The sequence below is a fragment of the Limnohabitans sp. Rim8 genome (assembly GCF_945869175.1).
Lineage (GTDB): Bacteria > Pseudomonadota > Gammaproteobacteria > Burkholderiales > Burkholderiaceae_C > Limnohabitans_A.
Genome location: NZ_CAMBNZ010000013.1, coordinates 1 through 24,255, shown reverse-complemented (window position 1 = coordinate 24,255; position 24,255 = coordinate 1). Strand labels below are relative to the sequence as shown.

General features: G+C 60.0%; 22 protein-coding genes and 1 riboswitch. Of the genes, 6 read left to right on the top strand and 16 right to left on the bottom strand.

The annotated features are described in order from the left end of the window. Positions 1-39 precede the first annotated feature (39 nt). A riboswitch (S-adenosyl-L-homocysteine riboswitch) is annotated at positions 40-138 on the bottom strand. Between the two features lie 89 nt (positions 139-227). The 6 genes from cynS to Q0O19_RS03595 all read right to left on the bottom strand — a co-directional run bounded on the left by cynS (position 228) and on the right by Q0O19_RS03595 (position 5,942). Beyond that, entirely contained in the window at positions 228-671 is a 444-nt protein-coding gene (gene cynS, locus Q0O19_RS03620) for a cyanase (protein WP_295520140.1), read from the bottom strand. Between the two features lie 48 nt (positions 672-719). After that, positions 720-1,595: an ABC transporter ATP-binding protein gene (locus tag Q0O19_RS03615; RefSeq protein WP_295520138.1), complete on the bottom strand. Its 876-nt coding sequence runs from the start codon at positions 1,593-1,595 to the stop codon at positions 720-722. Next, on the bottom strand, positions 1,585-2,451 hold the full coding sequence (gene ntrB / locus Q0O19_RS03610; protein ID WP_295520137.1) for a nitrate ABC transporter permease: 867 nt from the start codon (positions 2,449-2,451) through the stop codon (positions 1,585-1,587). Before ntrB ends, Q0O19_RS03615 begins: the two co-directional genes overlap by 11 nt. Continuing rightward, positions 2,448-3,863: a CmpA/NrtA family ABC transporter substrate-binding protein gene (locus Q0O19_RS03605; RefSeq protein WP_295520136.1), complete on the bottom strand. Its 1,416-nt coding sequence runs from the start codon at positions 3,861-3,863 to the stop codon at positions 2,448-2,450. The genes ntrB and Q0O19_RS03605 overlap by 4 nt, the downstream gene beginning before the upstream one ends. Positions 3,864-4,071: 208 nt before the next feature. Then, on the bottom strand, positions 4,072-4,725 hold the full coding sequence (locus Q0O19_RS03600; RefSeq protein ID WP_295520134.1) for a response regulator transcription factor: 654 nt from the start codon (positions 4,723-4,725) through the stop codon (positions 4,072-4,074). Beyond that, the gene (locus Q0O19_RS03595; RefSeq protein WP_295520164.1) at positions 4,722-5,942 is read right to left on the bottom strand and encodes a PAS domain-containing sensor histidine kinase; all 1,221 of its coding nucleotides are present in this window, start codon (positions 5,940-5,942) and stop codon (positions 4,722-4,724) included. Before Q0O19_RS03595 ends, Q0O19_RS03600 begins: the two co-directional genes overlap by 4 nt. A 108-nt stretch (positions 5,943-6,050) precedes the next feature. Between Q0O19_RS03595 and Q0O19_RS03590 the strand changes: the two genes are divergently transcribed. Next, a complete protein-coding gene (locus Q0O19_RS03590; RefSeq protein WP_295520133.1) occupies positions 6,051-6,815 on the top strand; it encodes a tyrosine-protein phosphatase in 765 nt (254 codons plus the stop codon). Here the strand turns inward: Q0O19_RS03590 and Q0O19_RS03585 are convergent, their stop codons facing one another. The 3 genes from Q0O19_RS03585 to queC all read right to left on the bottom strand — a co-directional run bounded on the left by Q0O19_RS03585 (position 6,816) and on the right by queC (position 9,639). Beyond that, entirely contained in the window at positions 6,816-7,862 is a 1,047-nt protein-coding gene (locus tag Q0O19_RS03585) for a homocysteine S-methyltransferase family protein (RefSeq protein ID WP_295520131.1), read from the bottom strand. Between the two features lie 36 nt (positions 7,863-7,898). Further along, a complete protein-coding gene (locus Q0O19_RS03580; protein ID WP_295520130.1) occupies positions 7,899-8,849 on the bottom strand; it encodes a hypothetical protein in 951 nt (316 codons plus the stop codon). A gap of 73 nt (positions 8,850-8,922) precedes the next feature. After that, the gene (queC, locus tag Q0O19_RS03575; protein WP_295520129.1) at positions 8,923-9,639 is read right to left on the bottom strand and encodes a 7-cyano-7-deazaguanine synthase QueC; all 717 of its coding nucleotides are present in this window, start codon (positions 9,637-9,639) and stop codon (positions 8,923-8,925) included. A gap of 60 nt (positions 9,640-9,699) precedes the next feature. Between queC and recQ the strand changes: the two genes are divergently transcribed. Next, positions 9,700-11,583, top strand: a complete 1,884-nt coding sequence (gene recQ / locus Q0O19_RS03570) for a DNA helicase RecQ (RefSeq protein ID WP_295520128.1) — start codon at positions 9,700-9,702, stop codon at positions 11,581-11,583. 76 nt (positions 11,584-11,659) lie between these two features. Here recQ and Q0O19_RS03565 read toward each other — a convergent pair whose 3' ends face one another. The 5 genes from Q0O19_RS03565 to Q0O19_RS03545 all read right to left on the bottom strand — a co-directional run bounded on the left by Q0O19_RS03565 (position 11,660) and on the right by Q0O19_RS03545 (position 16,697). Next, positions 11,660-12,073, bottom strand: a complete 414-nt coding sequence (locus tag Q0O19_RS03565) for a hypothetical protein (protein ID WP_295520126.1) — start codon at positions 12,071-12,073, stop codon at positions 11,660-11,662. Between the two features lie 132 nt (positions 12,074-12,205). Further along, positions 12,206-13,285: a 4-hydroxyphenylpyruvate dioxygenase gene (gene hppD / locus Q0O19_RS03560; RefSeq protein WP_295520125.1), complete on the bottom strand. Its 1,080-nt coding sequence runs from the start codon at positions 13,283-13,285 to the stop codon at positions 12,206-12,208. A 234-nt stretch (positions 13,286-13,519) separates the two neighbouring features. Beyond that, entirely contained in the window at positions 13,520-14,500 is a 981-nt protein-coding gene (locus tag Q0O19_RS03555; RefSeq protein ID WP_295520123.1) for a tripartite tricarboxylate transporter substrate-binding protein, read from the bottom strand. A gap of 56 nt (positions 14,501-14,556) precedes the next feature. Continuing rightward, complete coding sequence (locus Q0O19_RS03550; protein WP_295520122.1) at positions 14,557-15,756, bottom strand: CaiB/BaiF CoA-transferase family protein; 1,200 nt, start codon at positions 15,754-15,756, stop codon at positions 14,557-14,559. Continuing rightward, entirely contained in the window at positions 15,753-16,697 is a 945-nt protein-coding gene (locus Q0O19_RS03545) for a hydroxymethylglutaryl-CoA lyase (RefSeq protein ID WP_295520121.1), read from the bottom strand. The genes Q0O19_RS03550 and Q0O19_RS03545 overlap by 4 nt, the downstream gene beginning before the upstream one ends. Positions 16,698-16,813: 116 nt before the next feature. Between Q0O19_RS03545 and Q0O19_RS03540 the strand changes: the two genes are divergently transcribed. Beyond that, positions 16,814-18,811, top strand: a complete 1,998-nt coding sequence (locus tag Q0O19_RS03540) for an aconitase family protein (protein ID WP_295520119.1) — start codon at positions 16,814-16,816, stop codon at positions 18,809-18,811. 5 nt (positions 18,812-18,816) lie between these two features. Here Q0O19_RS03540 and Q0O19_RS03535 read toward each other — a convergent pair whose 3' ends face one another. Next, positions 18,817-19,077, bottom strand: a complete 261-nt coding sequence (locus Q0O19_RS03535; protein WP_295520117.1) for a DUF3297 family protein — start codon at positions 19,075-19,077, stop codon at positions 18,817-18,819. A 267-nt stretch (positions 19,078-19,344) separates the two neighbouring features. Here Q0O19_RS03535 and Q0O19_RS03530 point away from each other — a divergent pair, with 267 nt between their 5' ends. Beyond that, complete coding sequence (locus tag Q0O19_RS03530; protein WP_295520162.1) at positions 19,345-20,598, top strand: Hsp70 family protein; 1,254 nt, start codon at positions 19,345-19,347, stop codon at positions 20,596-20,598. A gap of 65 nt (positions 20,599-20,663) precedes the next feature. On the opposite strand, the gene Q0O19_RS03525 is transcribed toward Q0O19_RS03530, so the two are convergent. After that, the gene (locus Q0O19_RS03525; protein ID WP_295520115.1) at positions 20,664-22,901 is read right to left on the bottom strand and encodes an NADP-dependent isocitrate dehydrogenase; all 2,238 of its coding nucleotides are present in this window, start codon (positions 22,899-22,901) and stop codon (positions 20,664-20,666) included. A 286-nt stretch (positions 22,902-23,187) separates the two neighbouring features. On the opposite strand from Q0O19_RS03525, the gene Q0O19_RS03520 reads away from it, so the two are divergent. Both Q0O19_RS03520 and Q0O19_RS03515 read left to right on the top strand, forming a co-directional pair. Then, positions 23,188-23,901 (top strand): YebC/PmpR family DNA-binding transcriptional regulator, encoded by a 714-nt coding sequence (locus tag Q0O19_RS03520; protein WP_295520114.1) that lies wholly within the window; start codon positions 23,188-23,190, stop codon positions 23,899-23,901. A gap of 18 nt (positions 23,902-23,919) precedes the next feature. Further along, positions 23,920-24,255, top strand: a 336-nt coding sequence (locus Q0O19_RS03515; RefSeq protein ID WP_295520113.1) for a DUF3237 family protein, incomplete at its 3' end; no start/stop codon positions are given.

Below are 24,255 nucleotides of genomic sequence, written 5' to 3'. Positions count from 1 at the left end.
GTTTTAGACGCGACAACAGACACAGGCTCACCTTGGGCTTACAGGTGAGCGTCGTTGTGCAAAACAATCAGGAATTGAAGGCCCCAAGCCTGACCTGCGGCGCCTGATAGGCGGCGGGCTGCAACGCTCCTTGGGACGATTGAGATTTTAACCTTCTGAGCTGCCCTGATCCAAACCACGGGTGACCTTTTCGGTGCAAGAGCCCAAGCGCTCTTGCACCTGCGGTGTCAATACTGCTTATAAGGCAAGAACTTGCCCGACAACACCACATTCACCCGGTCACCCTTGGGGTCGGGTTGGCGCACGATGTCCATGCTGAAGTCGATGGCGCTCATGATGCCGTCGCCAAACTCTTCGTGGATCAGCTCCTTGATGGTTGTGCCGTAGACACTGACGATTTCGTACCAGCGGTAGATCAGCGGGTCGGTGGGCACTTGGCTGGGCAAAGAGCCTTTGTAGGGCACCACTTGCAGCCACTTGGTTTCGTCAGCGCTCAGGCCAAAGATCTTGCCGATGATCTTGGCTTGCTTGGCGTCAAAGGTCATCTGGCCCAGGCACCCAGCGGTGACCCATTCCTTGGACAGGCCGACTTTCTCGGCCACATCGCTCCACTTGATGCCTTTGGCCACTTTGGCGGTGATGATTTTTTCGGTGACTTCTAAACGGTTCATGAAAGACCTCTGAGGGGAGTTGAAGATAAATCGGGAAAATAGAAAGATTCAATGGGCTTTGGCGCGGGACACCAAAAAGTCGACGATGTGGTTGCGCATGTCGTAGTAACCCGGCAGATGGTGCAGTTGGGCGCGGGTGCGTTCGCGCGGCAGGGGGTTGACCACCACTTCGGCCAAGCCTCCGGGCACGTAGCTGCCACCCGATTCGTTACCGTTGCTCATGAGCAAGATGCGGTCGGACAACAAAATCGCTTCGTCCACGTCGTGGGTGATCATGAAGACCGTCTGCTGCGTCTGACGCACGATGCCCATGAGCTCATCTTGGATGGTGCCGCGCGTAAGGGCATCGAGCGCGCCAAAGGGCTCGTCGAGCAGCAGCATCTTGGGCTGGATGGCAAACGCTCGGGCAATGCCCACGCGCTGCTTCATGCCGCCCGACAACTGGCTGGGCTTCTTGTCAATGGCGTGCAACAAGCCCACCATGCCGACATGCTTTTCCACATGCACATTGACCTGTGGTGTTTTCCATTCAGGCCACTTGGATTTGACCGCAAACGCGATGTTTTGCCGCACCGTGAGCCAGGGCATGAGCGCATGGCTTTGGAACACCACACCCCGCTCCAAGCTGGGGCCTGCGATCTCGCGGCCGTCCATGAAGGCGTGTCCCTCGCTCGCGGTGTCCAGGCCCGCCAGCACGTTCAAGATGGTGGTTTTGCCGCAGCCCGAGTGGCCGATGATGCAGACAAACTCACCCTTGTCGATGGTGAAGCACACATCCGAGAAAACAGGTTTGTCGCTTTGGTAGGCCTTGCCGAGTTTTTCGATTTTGAGAAAGCCTGTCATGACACTGCCTTTGTTTTTGGATGCGAGGACGTTGATGGGCAAAGCAGCGATCAACTCGCGCTCAGTGGTGTCACTCCACATAGGTCACCGCCTTTTGCACTTGGGCAAACGCCAGGTCCAGCAACATGCCGACCACACCGATCACCAGCACCGCGAAAATCACGTTCACCAAGGACAGGTTGTTCCACTCGTTCCACACGAAATAACCCACGCCCGTGCCGCCCACCAACATTTCGGCGGCCACGATCACCAGCCACGCAATGCCCATGCTGATGCGCATGCCGGTCACGATGGTGGGCGCAGCAGCAGGCAAGATCACCATGAAGGCTTTGCGCAGAGGCCGCACCTCCAGCGTACTGGCCACGTTGAGCCATTCGCGCTTGACGGCGGCCACACCAAAGGCGGTGTTGATCAGCATGGGCCAGACCGAGCAGATGAAGATGACGAAGATGCCACTGACTTCCGAGTCTTTCAGGGTGTACAGCGCCAGGGGCATCCAGGCCAGCGGGCTGATGGGTTTGAGCACCTGAATGAAGGGGTCAAACGCCTTGCGCATCAGGGGCGACATGCCGATCATGAAACCCACCGGCAAGGCCACCAACACCGCCAAGAAAAACCCCAAGGCCACGCGCCCCAGAGAATGCGCCAGTTGGATGCCGATGCCTTTGTCGTTGGGGCCTTTGTCATAAAACGGATCGGCCAAATGGCCCATCATGGCTTTGCCCACCTCCAGCGGTGGGGGAAAACCGGTGCTTTTGACGGCGCCCGGGTCCTTGCCCATCATCTTTTGGTACTCGATCTCATCGGCCGTCATGCCGGCCTTGGCCGCGCCTGCCACCGAAGGTGCAGTGGCTGAGAGCTGCCAAGCTCCCAGAAAAACCAGGAACATGAGCAGCGAGACCATGGCCGCGCGCAAATTGAGATGCGTGGTTTTCATGTGCCTTGGCCCATCTTGTTGATCGCAAAGCTCTTGATGTATTCCTCGGGCTTGGCCGGATCAAACTCTTTGCCCATGATCTTGTGCTTGGGGTAAGGCGTGGTGGCCGCAAAGCTGTGACCCAACTCTTTCATGTGCTTGCGCGCATCGGTGATGAGGAACACCTTCTCAGCGATTTGCTTGTAATTCACATCGCCTTTCACATAACCCCAGCGTTTCATTTGGGTGAGCATCCACACCGCCATGCTCTGCCATGGCATGGGGTCGAAGTCGGCACGGTCGGGCACGTTTTGCACCTTGCCCAGCCCATCCGCAAACTTGCCGGTCAGCACTTGGGCAAGCACCGCCTCGGGTTGGTTCAGGTACTGCGCGGGTGAAATCACCTTGGCGATGAGTTCTCTGTTTTCAGGCTTGCGGGCCATGGCCGCTGCGGTGAGCACCGCGCGGTAGAGCGCAGCGAAGGTGTTGGGGTTCTTCTGGATGAATTCGGTGCTGGTGCCAAAAGCGCAGCAAGGGTGCCCGTCCCACAAGTCTTTGGTCAAGATATGGATAAAGCCGACCTCGTCGAACACGGCACGCTGGTTGAACGGATCTGGGCCGAGGAAACCGTCGATGTTGCCAGAGCGCAAATTGGCCACCATCTCCGGTGGTGGCACCACGCGGATTTGCACATCGGTGTCGGGGTTGATGCCATTCTCGGCCAAGTAATAACGCAACAAGAAGTTGTGCATCGAAAAATCGAATGGCACAGCGAATTTGAAGCCCTTCCAGTTCTTGGGGTCTCGGTTGTTCTTGTGCTTCACGGCCAGCGTGATGGCTTGCCCATTGATGTTCTGGATGGTGGCCACGTTCATGGGCGTGGCGTTGGCGCCCAGGCCCATGGAGATGGCCAAGGGCATGGGCGACAGGAAGTGCGTAGCGTCGTATTCCTTGTTGATCATCTTGTCTCGAATCAAGGCCCAGCCTGCGGTCTTGGTCACTTCGACGTTCAGGCCCTGCTTTTGGTAGAAGCCCAGCGGATCGGCCATGATGAGCGGCGTGGCGCAGGTGATCGGGATGAATCCGATCTTGAGGTTGGTTTTTTCCAAGGGGCCTTTGCTTTGCGCCAAGGCTTGCAAGCTGGCCACAGGCAGCACGCTGGCAATGGCGGCCATGGCGGTCTTTTTGCCCACTGCACGCAAGAACATGCGGCGCTCTTCATCGTGCGGGAACAGCGACTTAACCAGCGTGGCCTCGATGAACTCTTGACTGTAGGCTTCAAACTCGGCGGTCTCTGAACGGGCACGCAGTTGCGCGGCAGCGGCATCGGCCGCCACTTCAGCGTGGTGGTCGGCGGGCGAGTGGTCACGCCCGCAGCTGCACTTGAGCATCAAGGGACGGTCGGCGTTGTAGGGATCGAAAAATTCTGACATGGCAAGCTCGCAAAGTGAGTGATGCCTTTGTCATTGCAAGCTATGGGCCAGAAATGCTGGATCGCGTGCCAGCGGGGATGCCCGGCTTCATTTCGCAAGGTGTTTGTCGAGGTGGTGTAGGGCTGGCCCTACAAATGTCTTGCTGCTGTCAGAAGATTTTCAATGTCCATCAGGGCATGAACTCCCTCTCCAATTGAAAAAGGCCCGCTCAACGACCCCCACTGAGACTTTGCGCATAAAGCGCCAACTCCACATCGTTCTTGGTGCCCGTCTTTTCCAGGATGCGTGCACGGTAAGTGCTCACCGTATTGGGTGCCAAACTCAGTTGCGCACCAATTTCGGTCACGGTTTGGCCCTGCGTCAGCAAAAGGTACACCTGGTGCTCACGGTGAGACAGGACTTCGATCCCTGTTTTGGTGCGTCCCTGACCCACCCAATTGGCCAAAGCTTCGGCTGTGGCGGGTGAGACATGCATGCCGCCTTCGGCCACGCGGCGCAGCGCCGCCGTCAAGTCATCGGGGTCGGTGCTCTTGTTCAGGTAACCGGATGCGCCCAACTGAATGCAGCGCACGGCGTATTGTTTTTCGGGGTAGGTGCTGAGCATCAACACCGGCAAGCCTGGCCAGTCCCTTCGCAGGTTTTGCAGCACATCCAGACCATCCATGCCGGGCAGGGCAATGTCCAGCAGCACCACGTCCACGCCTTTCGGGCCTTGCAGGTTTTGTACCGCTTGCAGCACGGCCGGGCCCGTGTCTGCCTCGGCGACCACCTGCACGTCCGGTTCATCGGCCAACACCATTTTCAGACCTTCGCGCACGATCTTGTGGTCGTCGCCCAGCAACACACGAACGGTGGCGCTCATGGCCGCACCTCTTGCGCAGGCAAAGGCATGGACAGCCGCATGCGCGTGCCTCGGCCCGGTTGGCTGTCGATGTCGATCACGCCACCAAAGTGCCTGGCCCGCTCGCGCATCCCCATCACCCCGTAAGCCTGGGGCGACTCAAACGCCTGGGGCAAAGCCCCGCAACCGTCGTCTTCCACTGACAGGTGCAACCAGCCTTGGCGTTCCACCATGTCCACATCAACCATGCTCGCTTGGGCATGGCGTCCCACGTTGCTGAGCATTTCCTGAAAGATGCGGAACACCGCCATGGCCATGGGCTCGGGCAGCACGCGCTGCTCATCGACCTCCATGCACCACTTGAGTTCTTGCTCGGCCGACTGCACAAATTCTTGTGCCTGCCACTCCAAAGCGCCCCACAGCCCTTGGTGGTCAAGGATGCTTGGACGCAAGTCGGTGATGATGCGGCCCACATTGACCACGGCGTTCTCGATCAAACGCGCCATGTTCTGGCACTTATCTCGCATTTTTCCACGCATGTTGTTGTGCCGGCTTTGCGCCTCTTGAGCGGCCTGCTGCTCTTGTTCAGACAAGCGCTTGTCGAGCCAGCCCACGTCCATCTTGAGCGCCACGAGCAAGCTGCCCAACTCGTCGTGCACCTCGCGGGCAATGCGTGTGCGCTCTTGTTCTCGCACGGTTTCTGACCAAGCGGCCAGTTCTCGCAATTGTTGCAAGGCGGTTTCGAGCGCTTGTGTGCGCTCGGCCACACGCAGCTCCAGCTCAGTTTTGGCTTGATGCAATGCGGCTTCGGCCCGCTTTCGCTCGGTGATGTCCACAAAGGTCACCACCGCGCCACGCACCTGGCCTTGGTCAAACACCGGGGAACTGGAGTATTCCACCGGGAAGCTGCTGCCGTCTTGCCGCCAAAAAACCTCGCTGTCGATGCGGCAGGGCTGGCCCTGACGAAATGCGTTGTAGATCGGGCAATCGTCCAGCTGGTAGTGCGACCCGTCCCCGTGCGAATGGTGCGTCAGCACATGCATGTTTTGGCCCAGCACCTGTTGCGGCTCCAGGCCGATCATGCGGGCCCCTGCCGGGTTGATGAACACACACAAACCCTCCAGGTCGACCCCAAAAACCCCCTCGCCGGTAGAGGCCAACATCAAGCCCAAAGGGTCGCGCCAGGCAGGGGTTTCGGTCGGGCTGACCGCTTGAATCGGGTGGGTTTCAATGTGCATGCTCAACCCATGCAAAGCCCGTGCCATGCCACGCCTTCACCTTGATCCGACGGGGCCATGTCACTGCAGCAACAGCAGCTCAAGCGTCTGAGCACGACAATCAGACTGATGAATTCTCCCTTTGAAAATCCTGTGCGCCCCCCGTTGCCCCCCTTGCTGCAAGGTGCGTCCAACTTCCGTGATGTGGGTGGCTACCCAACGGCTGGGGGTCAGCGAGTGCGGCGGCAACAAGTGTTTCGCTCGGACCACTTGGCGGGGCTGACCGAAGCCGATATGGCCCGCCTACAAACGCTGGGGGTTAGCCACAGTTTGGACTTTCGGGGCCAAGCCGAATGCGCGGCCACACCCTATGCCATAGCCGGCATTGAACGGGTGGCGCTGTCGATCGAGCCCACCGTGATCGCCCGCATGCAATCACTTGTGGCCCAGGGGGTGGTGCCCACCACCGAAGAAACGGTCGAGCTGATGTGCGAGACCTACCGCGATTTTGTGAACCGCAACGCGGATACATATGGGCGGTTCATGAAGCATTTGCTCGAGCAGCCGACGCCCCAGGTGTTTCACTGCACGGCCGGCAAAGACCGCACGGGCTTTGCGGCGGCACTGCTGCTGTCTGCGCTGGGCGTGGAAAGGCGGATCATATTGGACGACTATTTGCTCACCAACCAGTTGTACAAGCGCGATGTGCGACTGGAGGGAACGGGGCACCCCCATGTGATGAAAGTGCTTTGGCAAGTGCAACCCGAGTTTTTGCAGGCGGCGTTTGAGGCAGTGGACACGCAGCACGGCGGCATGCAGGACTATTTGCACGGGGCCATTGGCCTGTGCCACCAAGAGCTTGCAGAGCTCCAGCGGATGCTTCTAGAAGACTGATCAGGCCGCTTCTTGGTAGAAAAACCCGCCGTGCACATTGCGCGGCGCCAGCGGGCCCACGGCCTTGCCAATAGCACCAATGTGCTCGGGCGTGGTGCCGCAGCAGCCACCCACAATGTTAACCAGGCCTTCGGCGGCAAACTCGTGCAGCAAGCGGCTGGTCACATCCGGCGTTTCGTCAAAACCGGTGTCGCTCATGGGGTTGGGCAAACCGGCGTTGGGGTAGCAGCTGATGAAGGTGTCACCCGCGACCTTGTTCAGCTCCTGAATATAGGGGCGCATCAGCGTCGCGCCCAAAGCGCAGTTCAGGCCAATGGCCAGCGGCTGCGCATGGCGCACGCTGTGCCAAAACGCGGTGACGGTCTGGCCGCTCAAAATGCGGCCCGAAGCGTCGGTCACCGTGCCACTGATGATCAAGGGCAAGCGCTGGCCACTGGCTTCGAAGAACTCTTCGATGGCAAACAGCGCAGCCTTGGCGTTGAGCGTGTCAAAAATCGTTTCGACAAGCAGCACGTCTGAGCCCCCTTCAACCAAGGCTTCGACCTGCTCGTAATAGGCGGCGCGCAGCTCTTCAAAAGTCACGTTGCGGGCACCGGCATCGTTCACATCGGGGCTGATGCTGGCGGTTTTGGGTGTGGGGCCCAAAGCGCCGACCACAAAGCGCGGCTTGTCGGGGGTGGAGAATTTGTCGCAAGCCGCGCGGGCTATTGTTGCGGACTGCAGGTTCATCTCGCGCGCCAGGTGCTGCATGTCGTAGTCGGCCTGGGCCACGGTGGTCGCACCAAAGGTGTTGGTCTCGATCAGGTCGGCGCCAGCGGCCAGGTAGCCTTCGTGGATGTCGCGGATCACATCGGGGCGCGTGAGGCTGAGCAGCTCGTTGTTGCCCTTGACGTCTTTGGGGAAGTCCTTGAAGCGCTCACCCCGGTAGTCGGCCTCAGACAACTTGAAGCGCTGGATCATGGTGCCCATGGCCCCATCCAGGATGACGATGCGGGTATTCAGGATCTCGGGCAGCGCTTGGGCGCGGGTGTAAACAAGGGATTTCATGCCCCTATTGTAAAAGTCAAGCCCCGCCCCTGGGGTTCACCGGTCTGGCGTCACCATTTCAAATGAAAAAGCCGCGCCCTGAACGGTCACCTTGACCGCACGCACATCCGACGCACCCGGAACAATCAAACGGGTCACATTGGGCAAGGTTTTTTTGAGGAGCTGAAAAGGTTGGTCGATTTTGAATTGGTGGCTGTCACCGTGCACCACCAACACAGGCTTGCCCCAGCGGCTGGCCAAAGGCAACAAGGTCTCCCCAACGCTTTTGCGAAAACCGGACCAACCAGGAAAGTCCTCCCACACCGACTTGGCCTCAAAAACGTCCGCTTGAAAAGCCAAGACCACCGCATTGGCTTTGTGCTGATGGGCTTGCTCAAACGCCGCTTCTATCCACGCCACGTTCGCGGCATCGCGCTCAAAAAACTCTTGTGTGGCGGCGGGATCGCGGCTTTCCAGGTTGTTGTTGCTGCCCACGATGTGCAGCGTGGCAAACAGCACGCCTTGGTGCATCCAGCGCTGGTTTTCAATGTAACGCGCATGTGCAGGCATGGTGGTCGACTGGTTTTGCAGCGCCAATGGCTGCTGCCCCAGCGATCGGCCCGCCGTGTAAAAAACTTGGCGCAGCGCACCCAAACGCTCCAAAGGGTTGTACCGGCCATTGTTGGCTCGGTGGCAATCGGTCCATTCGTTGTCGCCGGGGGTGTAGACCACCGCCGCTTTGAAGCGCTGAAAGTGCTCGCGCTGGTTGGCAAACTCTTCGTCACTGCACAGGGTCGAGCCGGACTTGAAGTCGCCCACATGGATGGAAAATTTCGCATCCAGCGTGTTGATGCGATCGATCAGGGCGCGGTAGGGGCCATAGGCTTTGTCGGGTGAGCCGTAAGGCAAATCACCCAAAGCCACAAATGAAAAGCCCTGCTGCGCTTGCGCCGCGCCGATGGACAGCGCAAGTCCCCAAGCCAACCCTGTCCAAAGTGCCCGCTTCACCATGTTCTTTGCTCCCTGAAAGGCTTCAGTTTGACGTAGCCCGATGAAAATTGCATGAAAACCACCCCGTTTGTCAGCGGCGAAAACGCCTATACCCCACCACCCTGAGCTGACAAGCCGGGCACTGGCCACAGCCATAACCCCAGTCATGGCGCTGGGTGCGATCGCCCAAGTAACAGGTGTGGCTGTGCTCCACGATCAAGTCCACCAGCGCCTGCCCACCGCCTGAGGCATCAACTTTTTGGCCCAGGTCGTGCGCCAATTGCCAGGTTTGCACTTTGTCGATCCACATCAGCGGGGTTTCGATCAGCAGTTTGCGGTCCATGCCCAGCGACAGGGCCACCTGCATCGCCTTCATGGTGTCGTCGCGGCAGTCGGGGTAACCCGAAAAATCGGTCTCGCACACGCCGGTGACGATGACCTGCAAACCCCGTCGGTAAGCCAATGCGGCGGCCAGCGTGAGGAACAGCAGATTGCGCCCCGGCACAAAGGTATTGGGCAGGCCCGAGCTTTCCATGGCGATCGCCGTGTCGCGGGTCAAGGAGGTTTCGCTGATCTGGCCGAGGATGCCCGCGTCCAACAGGTGGTCATCACCCATTTTGGGGGCCCAAGTCGGAAAGCGCGCTTGCATGGCGGCCAACACGTTCAGGCGGGCTTCCAACTCCACTTTGTGGCGCTGGCCGTAGTCAAAGGCCAGGGTTTCGACGCGGTCGTACTTGGACAGCGCGTGGGCCAAACACGTGGTCGAATCCTGACCACCGGAAAACAAAACAAGGGCAGAGGTGTGCATGGCGCCGATGGTAAACGGTGGCGCACAATATCGGCTGTTTTGCTCTTACACACCTCACTTTTGTCCCCCCACCTCCCTATCCTGCGCGAAGTTTTTGGCTACGACGCCTTTCGCGGTCCGCAGCAAGCCATCATTGACCATGTGGCGGCCGGCGGCGATGCGCTGGTGCTCATGCCCACGGGCGGGGGCAAGTCGCTCTGTTACCAAATCCCGGCCATTGCACGCCAACGTGCGGGCCAGGGCATCACGGTGGTGGTGTCGCCGCTGATTGCGCTGATGCACGACCAAGTGGGCGCCTTGCACGAAGCGGGCGTGAACGCCGCCTTTCTCAACTCCACCCTGACCCCCGAAGAAGCATCCGACATCGAGCGCAGATTGTTGCGCGGGGAGATCACCCTGCTGTACGCCGCGCCAGAACGGGTGACCAACGGTCGATTCTTGGCGCAAATGGACTCGCTGCTCGAACGCGGCCTGCTGAGCCTGTTTGCGATCGATGAAGCGCATTGCGTGAGCCAATGGGGCCACGACTTTCGGCCCGAATACCGGGGTCTCACCGTCCTGCACGAGCGTTACCCGAGCGTGCCACGCGTGGCACTCACCGCCACAGCCGATGCGCTGACCCGCGCCGACATCGTCGAGCGCCTGCAACTGGAAGGCGCCGAACTGTTCATCAGCAGCTTTGACCGGCCCAACATCCGCTACACCATCGTCGAGAAAAAAGACGCCAGCGCCCAGCTGCTGCGCTTCATCGAGCGCGAGCACCCCGAAGAAGCGGGCGTGGTGTATTGCCAATCGCGCAAGCGGGTCGAAGAAATAGCCGGCATGTTGGTCGAAGCAGGTGTGCGGGCACTGCCATACCACGCTGGCCTGGAGGCAGGCATGCGCCAGCGGCACCAAAATGAGTTTCTGCGCGAAGAAGGCGTGGTGATGGTCGCCACGGTGGCGTTTGGCATGGGCATCGACAAGCCCGATGTGCGCTTTGTGGCGCATTTGGACATGCCCAAAAACATCGAAGGTTACTACCAGGAAACCGGGCGCGCCGGGCGCGATGGACTGGCGTCTGACGCGTGGATGGCCTACGGCCTGCAAGACGTGGTGAACCAGCGCCGCATGATCGACGAAAGCCCGGCCGGCGAAGAGTTCAAACAAGTGATGCGCGGCAAACTCGACGCGTTGCTCGGCCTGTCGGAAGCCACCGACTGCCGGCGCGTTCGTTTGCTGAGTTACTTTGGGGAAACCTACAAGGGCCAAACCTCAGGCTCGCAAGGCGTTTACATGCCCTATTGCGGGAACTGCGACAACTGCCTCAACCCCCCCGAGGTGTGGGACGGCACCGACGCCGCACGCAAACTGCTGTCGACCGTGTACCGCTGCCACCAAAGCAGCGGCCACAGCTTTGGCGCTGGCCACACCATGGACATCGTACGCGGCAAAAAAACCGAGAAAGTGGTGCAGCGCGGCCACGAGAGCATCAGCACCTTTGGGTTAGGAGCCGAGTACAGCGAGCAGCAACTGCGCGCCGTGATGCGCCAACTGATCGCCATTGGCGCTTTGCATGTGCACACCGAAGAGGGGTTCAGCACCCTGCACCTGACCGAAGGCTCACGCGCTGTGCTCAAAGGCGATGTGCCGGTGCAACTGCGCGAAAGCACCAGCCAACGCAGCGACAAAAAAAGCCGCTCACGCAGCGCGCCTTCGCCTGCAGCGGCCAATTTGGGCCAAGACGCGATGGTGCGTTACATCAACCTCAAGGCCTGGCGCGCCGAAGTGGCCAAAGAACACAACCTGCCCGCGTACGTCATCTTCCACGACGCCACGCTGGCCGCCATCGCCGAAAGCGCCCCGCAAAGTCTGGGCGACCTGCAAGGCATCAGCGGGCTGGGCGTCAAAAAGCTCGAAGCCTACGGCCCGCAGGTGCTGCGGGTGTGCAACGGTACGGGTTGAGGCGCCTTAAACCTCTCCGTCTTGATAGCCAGCTTCGCGCTGGTGGTGAATGCGGGCCACCATGACCCGGTCCAAACTAAGCCTGCTCCGCAAGCCGCTGTTGCTCAATCCACTGAACGCCAGCGCGCAGCTTCTTGGCCAAGGGTGACTTCGGATCAATCACCCGCCAAAACGGTGCCACCTCGATCGTGGCCTTGCCAGCGCCCATCTCGTCCCAAGCTGCCTCGGCCACAGTTCGCAAAAAGATCGCCGTGGAAACGGGGCAAGTGGCGTCAGCACCGTGAAGCGAAGCAAGCTCACGGCGTACCTGCTGGATTTCTTTCGTAGTGCCGTAAGGCACATGTGTTTTCAAGTAGTCCTCCAGCTCCATCGGGCATGAGATGAGCAGTCGCGATCCGGCCGGTACACCTGCAAAGTCCTTGTCCAGCGTCACGGTGTGCGGGGGCTTCGCACGCTTCTTGTCGGCCCACGTCTTGGCAGCTCTTGGCACTTCACGCTCCTGTTTTGTTTTGCAGGGCGCGATTCTCTCGGACAACACGCTCAGTGCAAATAATCCCCGTACAAACCCCAGGTTTGGGCATGGGGCGCGGCCTGACGCAACTGCTGGGCATCAGAGGCCGGATCAGGCATTCACCGCAATCGCCCCCCGTCGAATCTGGTCGCGCTCCAGGCTTTCAAAAAGCGCTTTGAAGTTGCCTTCGCCAAAACCCTCGTCGGCTTTGCGCTGGATGAATTCAAAGAACACCGGGCCCAGCAGGGTTTGGCTGAAGATTTGCAGCAGCAAACGCTTTTCGCCATTGGCGGTCGATCCGTCCATCAAGATGCCGCGCGCCTGCAATTCGGCCACCGGCTCGCCATGGCCCGGCAGGCGTTCTTCGAGCATCTCGTAATAAATATCGTTGGGGGCGGTCATGAGCGGGATGCCCGCCATCTGCAGCGCGTCCACGCTTTTCAAGAGGTCGTCTGTCAGCAGTGCGATGTGCTGGATGCCTTCGCCGTTGAACTTCATCAAGAACTCTTCGATCTGCCCGCCGGTCTTGCCCGACTCTTCGTTCAGCGGTATGCGGATCATCCCGTCCGGGGCCATCATGGCCTGGCTGGTCAGGCCGGTGTATTCGCCCTTGATGTCAAAGTAGCGAATCTCTTTGAAGTTGAACAGCTTTTCATAAAAACCGCTCCAGTACGCCATGCGGCCTTTGTAGACGTTGTGCGTCATGTGGTCGATGCGCTTGAGGCCGTGGCCGGGCGGGTGGCGGTCCACGCCGTCGATGAATTCAAAGTCGATGTCGTAGATGCTTTTGCCGTCTTCAAACCGGTCGATCAAATACAAGGGCGCGCCGCCAATGCCTTTGATGGCGGGCAGGCGCAGCTCCATGGGGCCGGTGGGCACATCGACCGGTTGTGCGCCCAGTTCGAGGGCTCGCGCATACGCCAGGTGCGAGTCTTTCACCCGAAACGCCAGCGCGCAAGCGCACGGCCCGTGCTCGGCAGCAAAGTACCCGGCCAGGCTTTTGGGTTCGCGGTTGACGATGAAGTTGATGTCGCCCTGGCGGTAGAGCACCACGTCTTTGGAGCGGTGCTTGGCCACCAGCGAGAAGCCCATCTGCTCGAACAGCGGCTCCAGGGTGTGGGGGGTGGGGGATGCGAACTCGACGAACTCGAAGCCGCACAGGCCCATGGGGTTGTCAAACATATCGGCCATGAAAATCTCCAGTGAAAAGCAAGGCTGCGCTGCAGGGTGAGCGCGGCCCGAATTGAAATCGGTCAAGCGAAAAGAGGGGATTGCTTAAAAGCCCTGCGGCGGTGCGCAGGGCTTGCCTCGCGTGCTGCGCGCAAGGTGAATGCCGAAAATCAAAACCTGGATGGACATGGCAGGATCGTCGTCGCCTGACTGCCAAATGTCAAGCCACGAGCGACGAGGGATGGGCGATGGGCCTTATTGCGGCTCGATGCCTGCCTTCTTGACCAGTGCAGCAAAGCGCTCCATTTCGCTTCGGAAGACGCGCAGAGCTTGCTCGGGCGTGCTGATGGCGATCGTGTTGCCTTGCTTGGCCATGGTGTCCTTGACAGCCGGATCGTTGAAGGCCTGCACCAGGGCATCGTTGACCTTTTTCACATTGGCAGCGCTCATGCCCTTGGGGCCGAGCACACCAAACCAGGCATCGATCACGTAAGTGGGCAAGCCCTGCTCCACAAAAGTAGGAATGTCTGGCGCAGCAGCGCTTCGCTTGTCGCCACACATGCCCACTGCCTTGAGCGCACCACTTCGGATGTGCTGCTGTACGCTGGGCAAAGCCAAGACTGCAAAGTCAATTTGACCCCCCAACAAGTCAGTGACCATGGGACCTACGCCTTTGTAGGGGATATGGCGCGCCTTGACACCGGCTTCGTCCACAAACATCTCAGCGGCCAGGTGCAAGATCGTGCCCGTACCGCCCGAGCCAAAATTGAAACCGTCCGGCTTGGCCTTCAGTGCGGCAATGAATTCACGGCTATTGCCAGAGGGCACTTTTTGGGGATTCGCCACCAACACCAAGGGCGTGGCGCCCAGCACCGCAATCGGTGTGAAATCGCCCGGCATTTCAAAAGGCAGATTCTTGATGACGCTGGGGAAAATCACCACGTTGTTGGAGACCACCGACAGCGTGAAACCATCGGGTGGGTTCTTGGCCATGGCTTGCAAACCGATCACGCCACTGGCACCGGCTTGGTTTTCCACCACCACATTGGCCCCCAAAGCCTTGCCAATGGCGGGCGCTGCTGCGCGCGTGATCGCGTCGACACCCGAACCGGTGGCGTTGGGCAAAATGAATTTGACGGGGCGGTCCGCTTGCGCAAACGACAGACCCGGCAAGGCGGATGCGGCCGCCGATGTCAACGCAGCCAAGGCGGCGCGGCGTGTGAAGTTGTTTTTCATGATGTGTCTCTTTCTTTTCAGATGGATGGGTTATTTACAACAGGGCACCGAACGGTTCAGGCCACCGCCTTGAGCGCACGCAAATTGTCAATGTCTGCCAGGCTCAAGCCAAGCCCTTGGAGCAGTTCATCGGTATTTTCACCTTGCCTCGGCGGTTGGTGGCGTACACCCAGACGCTGGCCGTCCATGGTGAAAGGGAATAGCGCGGCCCGGGCGGTTTGGCCCGCTTTGGGGCCATCGGTCAGGCGCACATCGGCCAGGCCGCCGGTGGCGTTCAAGTGCGGGTCGTCAAACAGCTCTTCAGGCTTGACGATGGGCGCAAAGGGCAAGCCGGCTTTCTCAAAAATCGCGGTCAGCTCGGCGGCGGTGAAGGCCTGAAGGCGGCTGCGCAGCTCGGGCATCAACACATCGCGCAAAGCCACGCGGGCGTTGTTGTCGCTGTAACGGGGGTCGGCCTTGAGGTCGGCAAAGCCGAGCACATCGCAAAAAGTGGTCCACTGCGCGTCACTCACAGCGGCCAAAAAGATTTGCTCGTCGTTCTTGACGGTGAACACGTCGTACACCGCCCAGGCCGAGATGCGGTTGGGCATGGGTTCGGCCGCCTTGCCGGTGATGGCGTACTGCAGCATGTGCTGGCCCACCAGAAACACATTGTTCTCGAACAGCGCCGACTGGATCTCTTGCCCGCGCCCGGTGATGCCGCGCTGGATGAGCGCGCCCAGCACACCGATGGCGCCGAACATGCCGCCCATGATGTCGTTCACGCTGGTGCCTGCGCGCAGCGGGTCGCCCGGGCGGCCCGTCATGTAGGCCAGGCCGCCCATCATTTGCACCACTTCGTCGAGCGCGGTGCGGTGGTCGTAGGGACCAGGCAAAAAGCCCTTGAGGCTGGCGTAGATCAGCTTGGGGTTGTTGGCCGAGAGGCTGGCGTAGTCCAGACCGTACTTGGCCATGGAGCCGGGCTTGAAATTCTCGGCCACCACGTCGGCCGTGCTGCAGAGGCGGCGCGCCACCTCGGCACCTTCGGGGCTTTGCAGGTTCAGCTGAATGCTTTTCTTGTTGCGGTTGAACATGGGGAAAAAGCCCGCGCCCGAGCCCAGCAAATGCCGTGTGCGGTCGCCCTCGATGGGCTCGACCTTGATGACCTCGGCCCCCATGTCGGCCAGCACCATGCCGCAGGTGGGGCCCATGACCATGTGGGTGAACTCGACGACGCGCAGGCCTTCGAGCGGGAGTTTCTTGTCGAACGTGTTCATGCAGCCATTTCTTCAGTTCGCAGTGTCTTGGGCAAGCCCGCCTGCGCAATCGATCCGTGCAGGCATTCTCCTGCAAGCCATTGAGCCACCTGCTCGCGCAAAGCCATGAGTTTGCCGAAATCGATGCCGGTCTCGATGCCCATGCTGGCCATCAGGTACGCCAAGTCTTCTGTCGCCACATTCCCGCTGGCCCCAGGCGCATGCGGACAGCCGCCGATGCCGGCCAGGCACGCGTCAAAGCGGGTCTCGCCTGCCTGCAGTGCGGCCATGACGTTGGCCAACCCCAGGCCCCGTGTGTCGTGAAAATGCCCGCAGGCAAGCCTTTCACCGGCCACCTCTCGCGCCTTGGCAAACAACTCGCCCACCTGCCGCGGGTCGGCATAGCCAACGGTGTCGGCCAGGCCCACGCGGTCGACGCCCAAGGCCAACACCGCTTTCAAAAGGCGCAACACTTCGTCCACGGCGACCTGGCCCTGAAGCGTGCAGCCGAACGCGGTGCTCATGCCCACTTCGATGCGGATGTGGGAGCCCCGATCCCGCCGGGCCTGCACCATGGCGGCGATCTCGGTCACCACGTCGTCGGGCGCTTTGCGCAAATTGGCCAAACTGTGCGCATGGCTGACCGACAGGGGCAACAGCATCCAGTCGGCGCCACTGTCCATGGCCCGCTCGGCCCCCTTGAGGTTGGGCACCAGCACTGAGACACACAAGCCGGGCAAGGTTTTGGCAAAGGCCACCAGTTCAGCCGTGTCGGCCAACTGGGGCAGCAATTTGGGCGGCACGAAAGAGCCCACCTCGATCTCGCGGATGCCCGTCTCGTAAGCGCGCTCTATCCATTGAAACTTTTGCGCGGTGGGCAAGGTGCGGGCGATGCTCTGCAAGCCATCACGCAGGCCCACCTCGCGGATCGTCACCTGGTTGGGCCAATGAAATGCGTTCATGTCCAATATCCTTTGCATGGGTGTGCAAGGAGTTTAATGGCTCGGATCGCCCATAGAATTCAAATTGCCCTTTGCCATCGGGGAGAAGCATTCCTCACGCACACGCTCACCCTGACATGAACACCGACCACTGGAAAATTTTGTACCTCAGCCAAGACCCTGGCCTGATCAGCCGCCAGTTGGCTGGTGAACGCTTGAGCCGCACGCAAGCTGGGCCACTGCGGGACGACATCTCGACCGACGAAATCACCCCCGTCCACATCCTCAGCCATTACGACGACACGCTGGGCGAGTTTGCCCACACCGGCCTGCACTGCGGGGGCCTGAACCCGATCGGGCGTCGGGCGCTGCGCCAGGCAGGCTTTGCCGTGCTGGTGGCAGGGCGGCGGTATGGCAAGGGGTCGTCGCGCGAACACAGCCCGACCGCCGAAAAGCTGGCGGGTGTGCAATGGGTGATCGCCGAGAGCTTTGAACGCATCTACCGCCAAAACGCCGACAACATCGGTTTGTTCACTTCGACCGATTTCGGTTTGCTGGACCGCATTGAGCGCGGTGAGCACATCGCGCTGTCCGATCTGGTGAAAGGGCGGGAAGACTTGGCCGTAGCCATATTGTCGGCCGGTGGACTGCTGCGCTGGGGGCAGAAGTTTTTGAATGACAGCGCGCCTTTGCCCTCCAGGACTCAAGCTCCTGATGGAAACGCGCCCCTGCTTGGGCATACCAAACCTCAAACCCTGTTTGAAAAAATCCTGCGCCGCCACCGCTTGCCAGCGCCACACACCTCCAAAGAGCCCCGAGCCGGTGATGGCTTGTTTGTGCAAGCCGATTGGCGCTTCATCCACGAGTACTACACCGGCATGGCCGACACGCTGCTCAAAACCGCACTGGGAGAGGATTTCACGCTGCAAAGGCCCGAGCAAATCGTGGTGTTCGAAGACCACACCTCGTATGTCGATGAAAGCCCGGCACATGTGCGCGGTGGCCTGGTCTCCAACATGCACGCCATGCGTCAGGCGCAACGCGACTTTGCAAGCCGCCACGGTTTGCGCATGCACCGCACCCTGACCGATGCCGAGGTGTTGCAAGACGACGGCAGCAACGTGGCTGGCATCTCGCACGCCATGGTGGCCGAGCACTACGCCTTGCCTGGCCAGGTGGTGGTGGGCACCGATTCGCACACCCCACACAGCGGTGCTTTGGGATGTGCGGCATTTGGCGTGGGCACGACCGACATGGCGAACGCTTTTGTGACCGGCGCGGTGCGCATGAGCTGGCCCGAATCGGTGCGGGTCCAGCTGCAGGGCCAATTGAACACTGGCGTGACCGCCAAGGACCTGATGCTGCACCTGCTGGCCTTACCTTTTATCCGGGAGGGCCAGGGCGTAGGCAAGGTGTTCGAGTTTGCAGGTGAGGGCATCGCACACCTGTCGATCGATGAACGTGCCACGCTGACCAATATGTGCGCCGAATTGGGAGGACTGACGGGCATCGTGGCACCCGACCGAGAAACCGTGCAGTTTTTAAAGCAGCGCCGAGGGGTGAGCTTTGAAATCGAGGACTGGATGCACAGCGACGATGGGGCGCACTTCGTGCATCAAATCCAGGTTGACTTGCACAGCCTGAGCCCCATGGTGGCCAGGCCGGGTGACCCAGGACAGGGCTTGGCTTTGTCGGACTTGAACGAGCGCGTGCGCATCGATATCGCCTACGGCGGCTCGTGCACGGCAGGCAAGCGTGAGGACTTTGACCATTACCACGCTGTGCTGCACTGGGGTCTACAGCACGGTCTGCAGGTGGCCCAAGGGGTGCAGGTGTTTCTGCAATACGGCACGACCGCTGTTCGAGACTACTGCATCGCTCAAGGCTACGACAAAACCTTCACGGCCATGGGGGTGCGCATTTTGCAGCCCTCGTGTGGGGCCTGCGCCAATTGCGGCCCAGGTTCATCCACCGATGCGGCGCAAGTCACGGTCAGTGCCATCAACCGCAACTTCCCGGGACGCTCAGGGCCCGGTCAGGTTTGGCTGGCCAGCCCGCCCACGGTGATGGCCAGTGCCTTGGCAGGCGAGCTGCTGTCGTTTGAAGCCTTGCAACAGCGGCTACGCCCTGCTTGAAAGGCTCAGCGGTAAAACGCTTCCACGGTGCCTTTGAGCTTGATCAACAGGGGCTGACCTTTGCGGTCCAGCGTCTTGCCTGCTGGCACACGCACCCACCCTTCACTGACGCAGTATTCCTCGACATCGCTGCGGTCCTTGCCATTGAAACGGATGCCGATGTCATGCGCGAACACGGCGCGCACATGGTGTGGGCTGCGCACATCGATCGACAGGCGGTCAGGCAATTCGGGGCGGGGGCTTGCTTCAGTGGAGGTGTCGGTCATGGCATAGAACTTTTAAAACCTTCCGAATCTATACCAAAAGCAAAGGGGTTTTTCAGTTTTTGTCTGGACCAAGTGCCAAGGCCGTCTTCCATGGCCAAAGTCGCCATGGTCAAACCTAAAGAATTCCACACCCTCGCAGAAAAGCGCCAACATTTCAATCGCCGCTGCTCCGCACAGAGGCTTGGTGGCAAAATGCCCGGTCTTCACGGCCTGCCTGCAGCGACAGGCACCAGTACCGTCACCATCGCCCCTGTCCGTCTCCCCTTCATGAAGTATTCCCCCGCCGGCACGCTCGGCATTGATTTCGGCACTTCCAACTCGGCCATGGCTTGGGCCAGCCCTGAAGGTGGTGCCCAACTGATGGCCTTGGAAGGTGCGGCTTTGGCCATGCCCACGGCCGTGTTCTTCAACACCGAAGACCACCGCACCCACTTTGGGCGCGATGCCCTCAAGCATTACCTGGAAGGCACCGAAGGGCGCTTGATGCGCTCGCTCAAAAGCCTGTTGGGCAGCCCTCTTTTGCTGGAGACCACACAGATCGGTCACCAGCAGATCAGCTTTCAAGACATCATTGCCAGTTTTTTGGCCGCCTTGCGCGAACGCGCCGGCCAAAGTCTGGGCACCGCACCACGCCGTGTGGTGATGGGCCGCCCGGTGCACTTTGTGGACGATGACCCCGTGCGCGACGCGCAAGCCGAGGCTTCGCTGAGACAAGCGGTGTTGTCGGTGGGTTTTGACGAGGTCTCGTTTCAGCTGGAACCCATTGCAGCGGCGCTGGACTACGAACAACGCCTGACCCAGGAAAGCACCCTGCTGGTGGTGGACTTGGGTGGCGGCACCTCAGACTTCACGGTGGTGCGGCTGGGGCCAGATCGCATGAAACACATCGATCGGCAGCATGACATCCTGGCCACCACGGGCGTGCACATTGGCGGCACCGACTATGACCGCCAACTGAGCCTGGCGCGGGTCATGCCCGAACTGGGCTACAAACACTTGGGGCCAGAACAACGCGAAGTGCCCAGCCGCGTGTTTTTTGACCTGGCCACCTGGCACCTGATCCACTGGCAATACCAGCCCAAAGCGATCGGCCATGCCCAAACATTGCGCACCAACTACAGCAACCCCCAATTGCACGCGCGCCTGATGCGGGTGCTGACCGAGCGCCACGGTCACCACCTGGCGCATGAGGTGGAGCAAGCCAAGATCCGTTGCTCGATGGACAACGCCGACACGGCGATTGACCTGTCGGTGGTCGAGCGCGGACTGGACGCCGATTTGGGCTTGACCGACATGCAAGTGCACTTGCACGACCTGCTGGCCCGCACCGTGGCTTGTGCGCGCGAATGCGTGCAGCAAGCGGGCCTGAGCGACGCTTCGCTGGATGCGATTTACCTGACTGGGGGGTCATCTGCCTTGCGCACTTTTCAGCACGCCTTGCAAGCCGAGTTCGCGGGTGTGCAACAGGTGGAAGGCGACCTGTTTGGCGGCGTGGCTTTGGGCTTGGCCTACAGCCGCTGAGCCATCCCCCCAAAAAAAGCCACTCAGGCAGGGCCTGAGTGGCTGGGGCTCATGCTTGGTGCCGATCAGTTTTTGACCGAAGCCAAGGCAGCATTGAAGGTGGCGCTTGGGCGCATGATGGCAGCCAGCTTGGCCTGGTCAGGCATGTAGTAACCGCCGATGTCCACGGGCTTGCCCTGAACGGCCTTGAGCTCGTCAACGATCTTTTGCTCGTTCTCGGTCAACTGCTTGGCCAAAGGCGCAAACTGGGCAGCCAGCTCAGCATCTTCGTTTTGCGCGGCCAACTCTTGCGCCCAATACATGGCCAAGTAGAACTGGCTGCCACGGTTGTCCAGCTGTCCGGTTTTAGGCGATGGGTTTTTGTTGTTGTCGAGCAGTTTGCCCGTGGCAGCATCCAGCGTCTTGGACAAAACCCCGGCTTTTTTGTTGCCGGTTTTCAGGCCCAAGTCTTCGAATGACACCGCCAAGGCCAAGAACTCGCCCAAGGAATCCCAACGCAAGTGGTTTTCTTCCACCAGTTGTTGCACATGCTTGGGCGCTGAGCCGCCTGCGCCGGTTTCGTACATGCCGCCACCAGCCATCAAGGGCACGATGGACAACATTTTGGCCGAGGTGCCCAGCTCCATGATCGGGAACAAGTCGGTCAGGTAGTCGCGCAAGATGTTGCCGGTGGCGCTGATGGTGTCCAAGCCGCGCACCACGCGCTCCAGGGTGTAACGCATCGCACGCACTTGGCTCATGATCTGGATTTCCAAACCGGTCGTGTTGTGCTCGTGCAGGTACATCTTGACCTTGGTGATCAACTGCGCTTCGTGCGGACGGTACTGGTCCAGCCAGAACACCACGGGCATGCCGGAGTTGCGCGCGCGCGTGACGGCCAGTTTGACCCAATCGCGGATGGCCGCATCTTTGACTTGACACATGCGCCAAATGTCACCAACTTCCACGTTCTCAGACAAGAGCACTTCGCCCGTGTTGATGTCGGTGATGTTCGCCACGCCGTCTTCGGAGATTTCAAAGGTCTTGTCGTGCGAGCCGTATTCTTCGGCTTGCTGCGCCATCAGGCCGACGTTGGGCACGGTGCCCATGGTCTTGGGATCGAACGCGCCGTGCCATTTGCAGAAGTTGATCATCTCCATGTAAATGCGTGCAAAGGTCGACTCGGGCATCACGGCCTTGACGTCTTTCAAACGGCCGTCAGCGCCCCACATCTTGCCGCCATTGCGGATCATGGCGGGCATGGAGGCATCCACAATCACGTCGTTGGGCGAGTGGAAGTTGGTGATGCCTTTGGCCGAGTCGACCATGGCCAATTCGGGGCGGCCCTCGTGGCAAGCGTGCAGGTCACGTTTGATTTCGTCTTGCTTGGACTGAGGCAGGGATGTGATTTTGCTGTACAGATCGGCCATGCCGTTGTTCACATTCACACCCAGTTCGTCAAACAGCTTGGCGTGCTTGGTAAACGCATCTTTGTAGAAAATCTTCACGCAGTGACCGAACACGATGGGGTGCGAAACCTTCATCATGGTGGCCTTGACGTGCAAGGAGAACATCACCCCAGTTTGGTGTGCATCATCGATTTCTTTTTCATAGAACTCGAGCAAGGCTTTCTTGCTCATGAACATGCTGTCGATGACCTCACGGTCAAGCAAGGCCACTTTGGGTTTGAGCACAATGGTTTTGCCGCTCTGGGTGATCAGCTCCATCTTGACTTCACGGGGGCGGTCCAAGGTCATGGATTTTTCGCCGTGGTAAAAGTCGCCCGCGTGCATGTGCGAAACGTGTGAGCGAGACGCTTGGCTCCATTCGGCCATGCTGTGCGGGTTTTTGCGCGCAAACTCTTTGACGGCCCGGGGGGCTCGGCGGTCCGAGTTGCCTTCGCGCAACACAGGGTTCACGGCCGAGCCGGTGCACTTGTTGTAACGGGCCTTCAAGGCCAATTCTTCGTCGGTTTTGGCGTTTTCTGGGTAATCGGGCAAGGCATAGCCTTTGCCCTGCAATTCTTTGATGGCAGCAGTCAACTGACCCACGGATGCGCTGATGTTGGGCAGCTTGATGATGTTGGCGCTGGGCTTGAGCGTCAGTTTGCCCAATTCGGCCAGGTTGTTGGTCACGCGCTGATCGGCGGGCAACACATCCGAAAACTCACCCAGAATACGTGCAGCCACAGAAATGTCGCTTTCTGCCACTTCAATGCCAGCCGGGGCGGCAAAGGTGCGGATGATCGGCAAGAACGCGGCCGTGGCCAACAAAGGAGCTTCGTCCGTCAGGGTGTAAATGATCTTGGGTTTGTCTGCAGCCATGGGTACTCTCGATGTCATGAAGTAGGTGAACGTCGTTCGGCGGTATGTCGAACCGTGTCGAAAATCGCCCTTTTAAGGCAATCAAGCCAGAGACTTTATCTCAAAAGACCCCCAGTTGGACTTACTGGCGACCAGCCACCCGCGCAGGTGTCAAAGCCGTCCAACGGGGCCAACACCCGGGCGATTAAACTCATATCCCTCGACATCCGCGCCAAGCCCCAGGATTTGGTGACCAATTGACCCCGTTGACGTCCTGAATCCGTCAACCCAAATTTAGGAAATTCCCATGGGCGCGCAGTGGAAAGCAAAAGGCAAAGCACAAGCAGCGGATGCACGAGGCAAATTGTTTGGGCGTCTGGCCAAAGACATCATGATCGCGGCCCGCAACGGCGCCGACCCGGCCGCCAACTCGCGCCTGCGCTTGGTGGTCGAGCAGGCCCGCAAAGTGTCCATGCCCAAGGAAACCCTGGAACGCGCCATCAAAAAAGGCGCGGGCCTGCTGGGTGACGCCGTGAGCTTTGAACGCGTCATTTACGAAGGCTTTGCCCCGCACCAGGTGGCGGTGATGATCGAGGTGCTGACCGACAACGTGAACCGCAGCGCATCTGAAATGCGGGTGCTGTTTCGCAAAGGCCAGCAAGGCACCTCGGGTTCGGTGTCCTGGGACTTTGACCATGTGGGCATGATCGAAGCCGAGCCCGCCCAGGCGGGGGCTGACCCTGAACTGGCGGCCATCGAAGCCGGCGCACAAGACTTTGAGCCGGCCGACGAAGACGGCGTGACCGTGTTCATCACCGAATCGACCGACCTGGACCTGGTCAGCCGCGCACTGCCTGCACACGGCTTCACCGTGGTGTCGGCCAAGCTGGGCTACAAACCCAAAAATCCGGTCGACCCGGCCAATCTGAGCGCCGAACAACTCGAAGAAGTCGAAGCCTTTCTGGGCGCCATCGACAACAACGACGACGTGCAAAACGTGTTTGTGGGTTTGGCGGGTTAAGCATCTGAAAGTTCAATGATGCCCACCTCATCCCTTACCACCATGCCCCCACCCCAGTTGGAACATGTTTGCGATTTGGCCGTGACCATCGCCGCACCCGTCGAGGTGGGTCAAACGCCCGCCGGTTTACGCCGCATGATCCCGATCACGGGCGGCACGGTGTCGGGCCCCCGTTTGAACGGCCACGTGATGGCTGGGGGTGCCGACTTTCAGCTCATCTTGAATGGCGGCACACAAGCGCACCTGGATGCGCGCTATGTGATCGAGCTGGACGATGGCAGCCGGGTCTTTGTGCAAAACACGGCGCTGCGCGTGGCCTCGCTGGAAAACTCACAGCGCATCATGAACGGACAG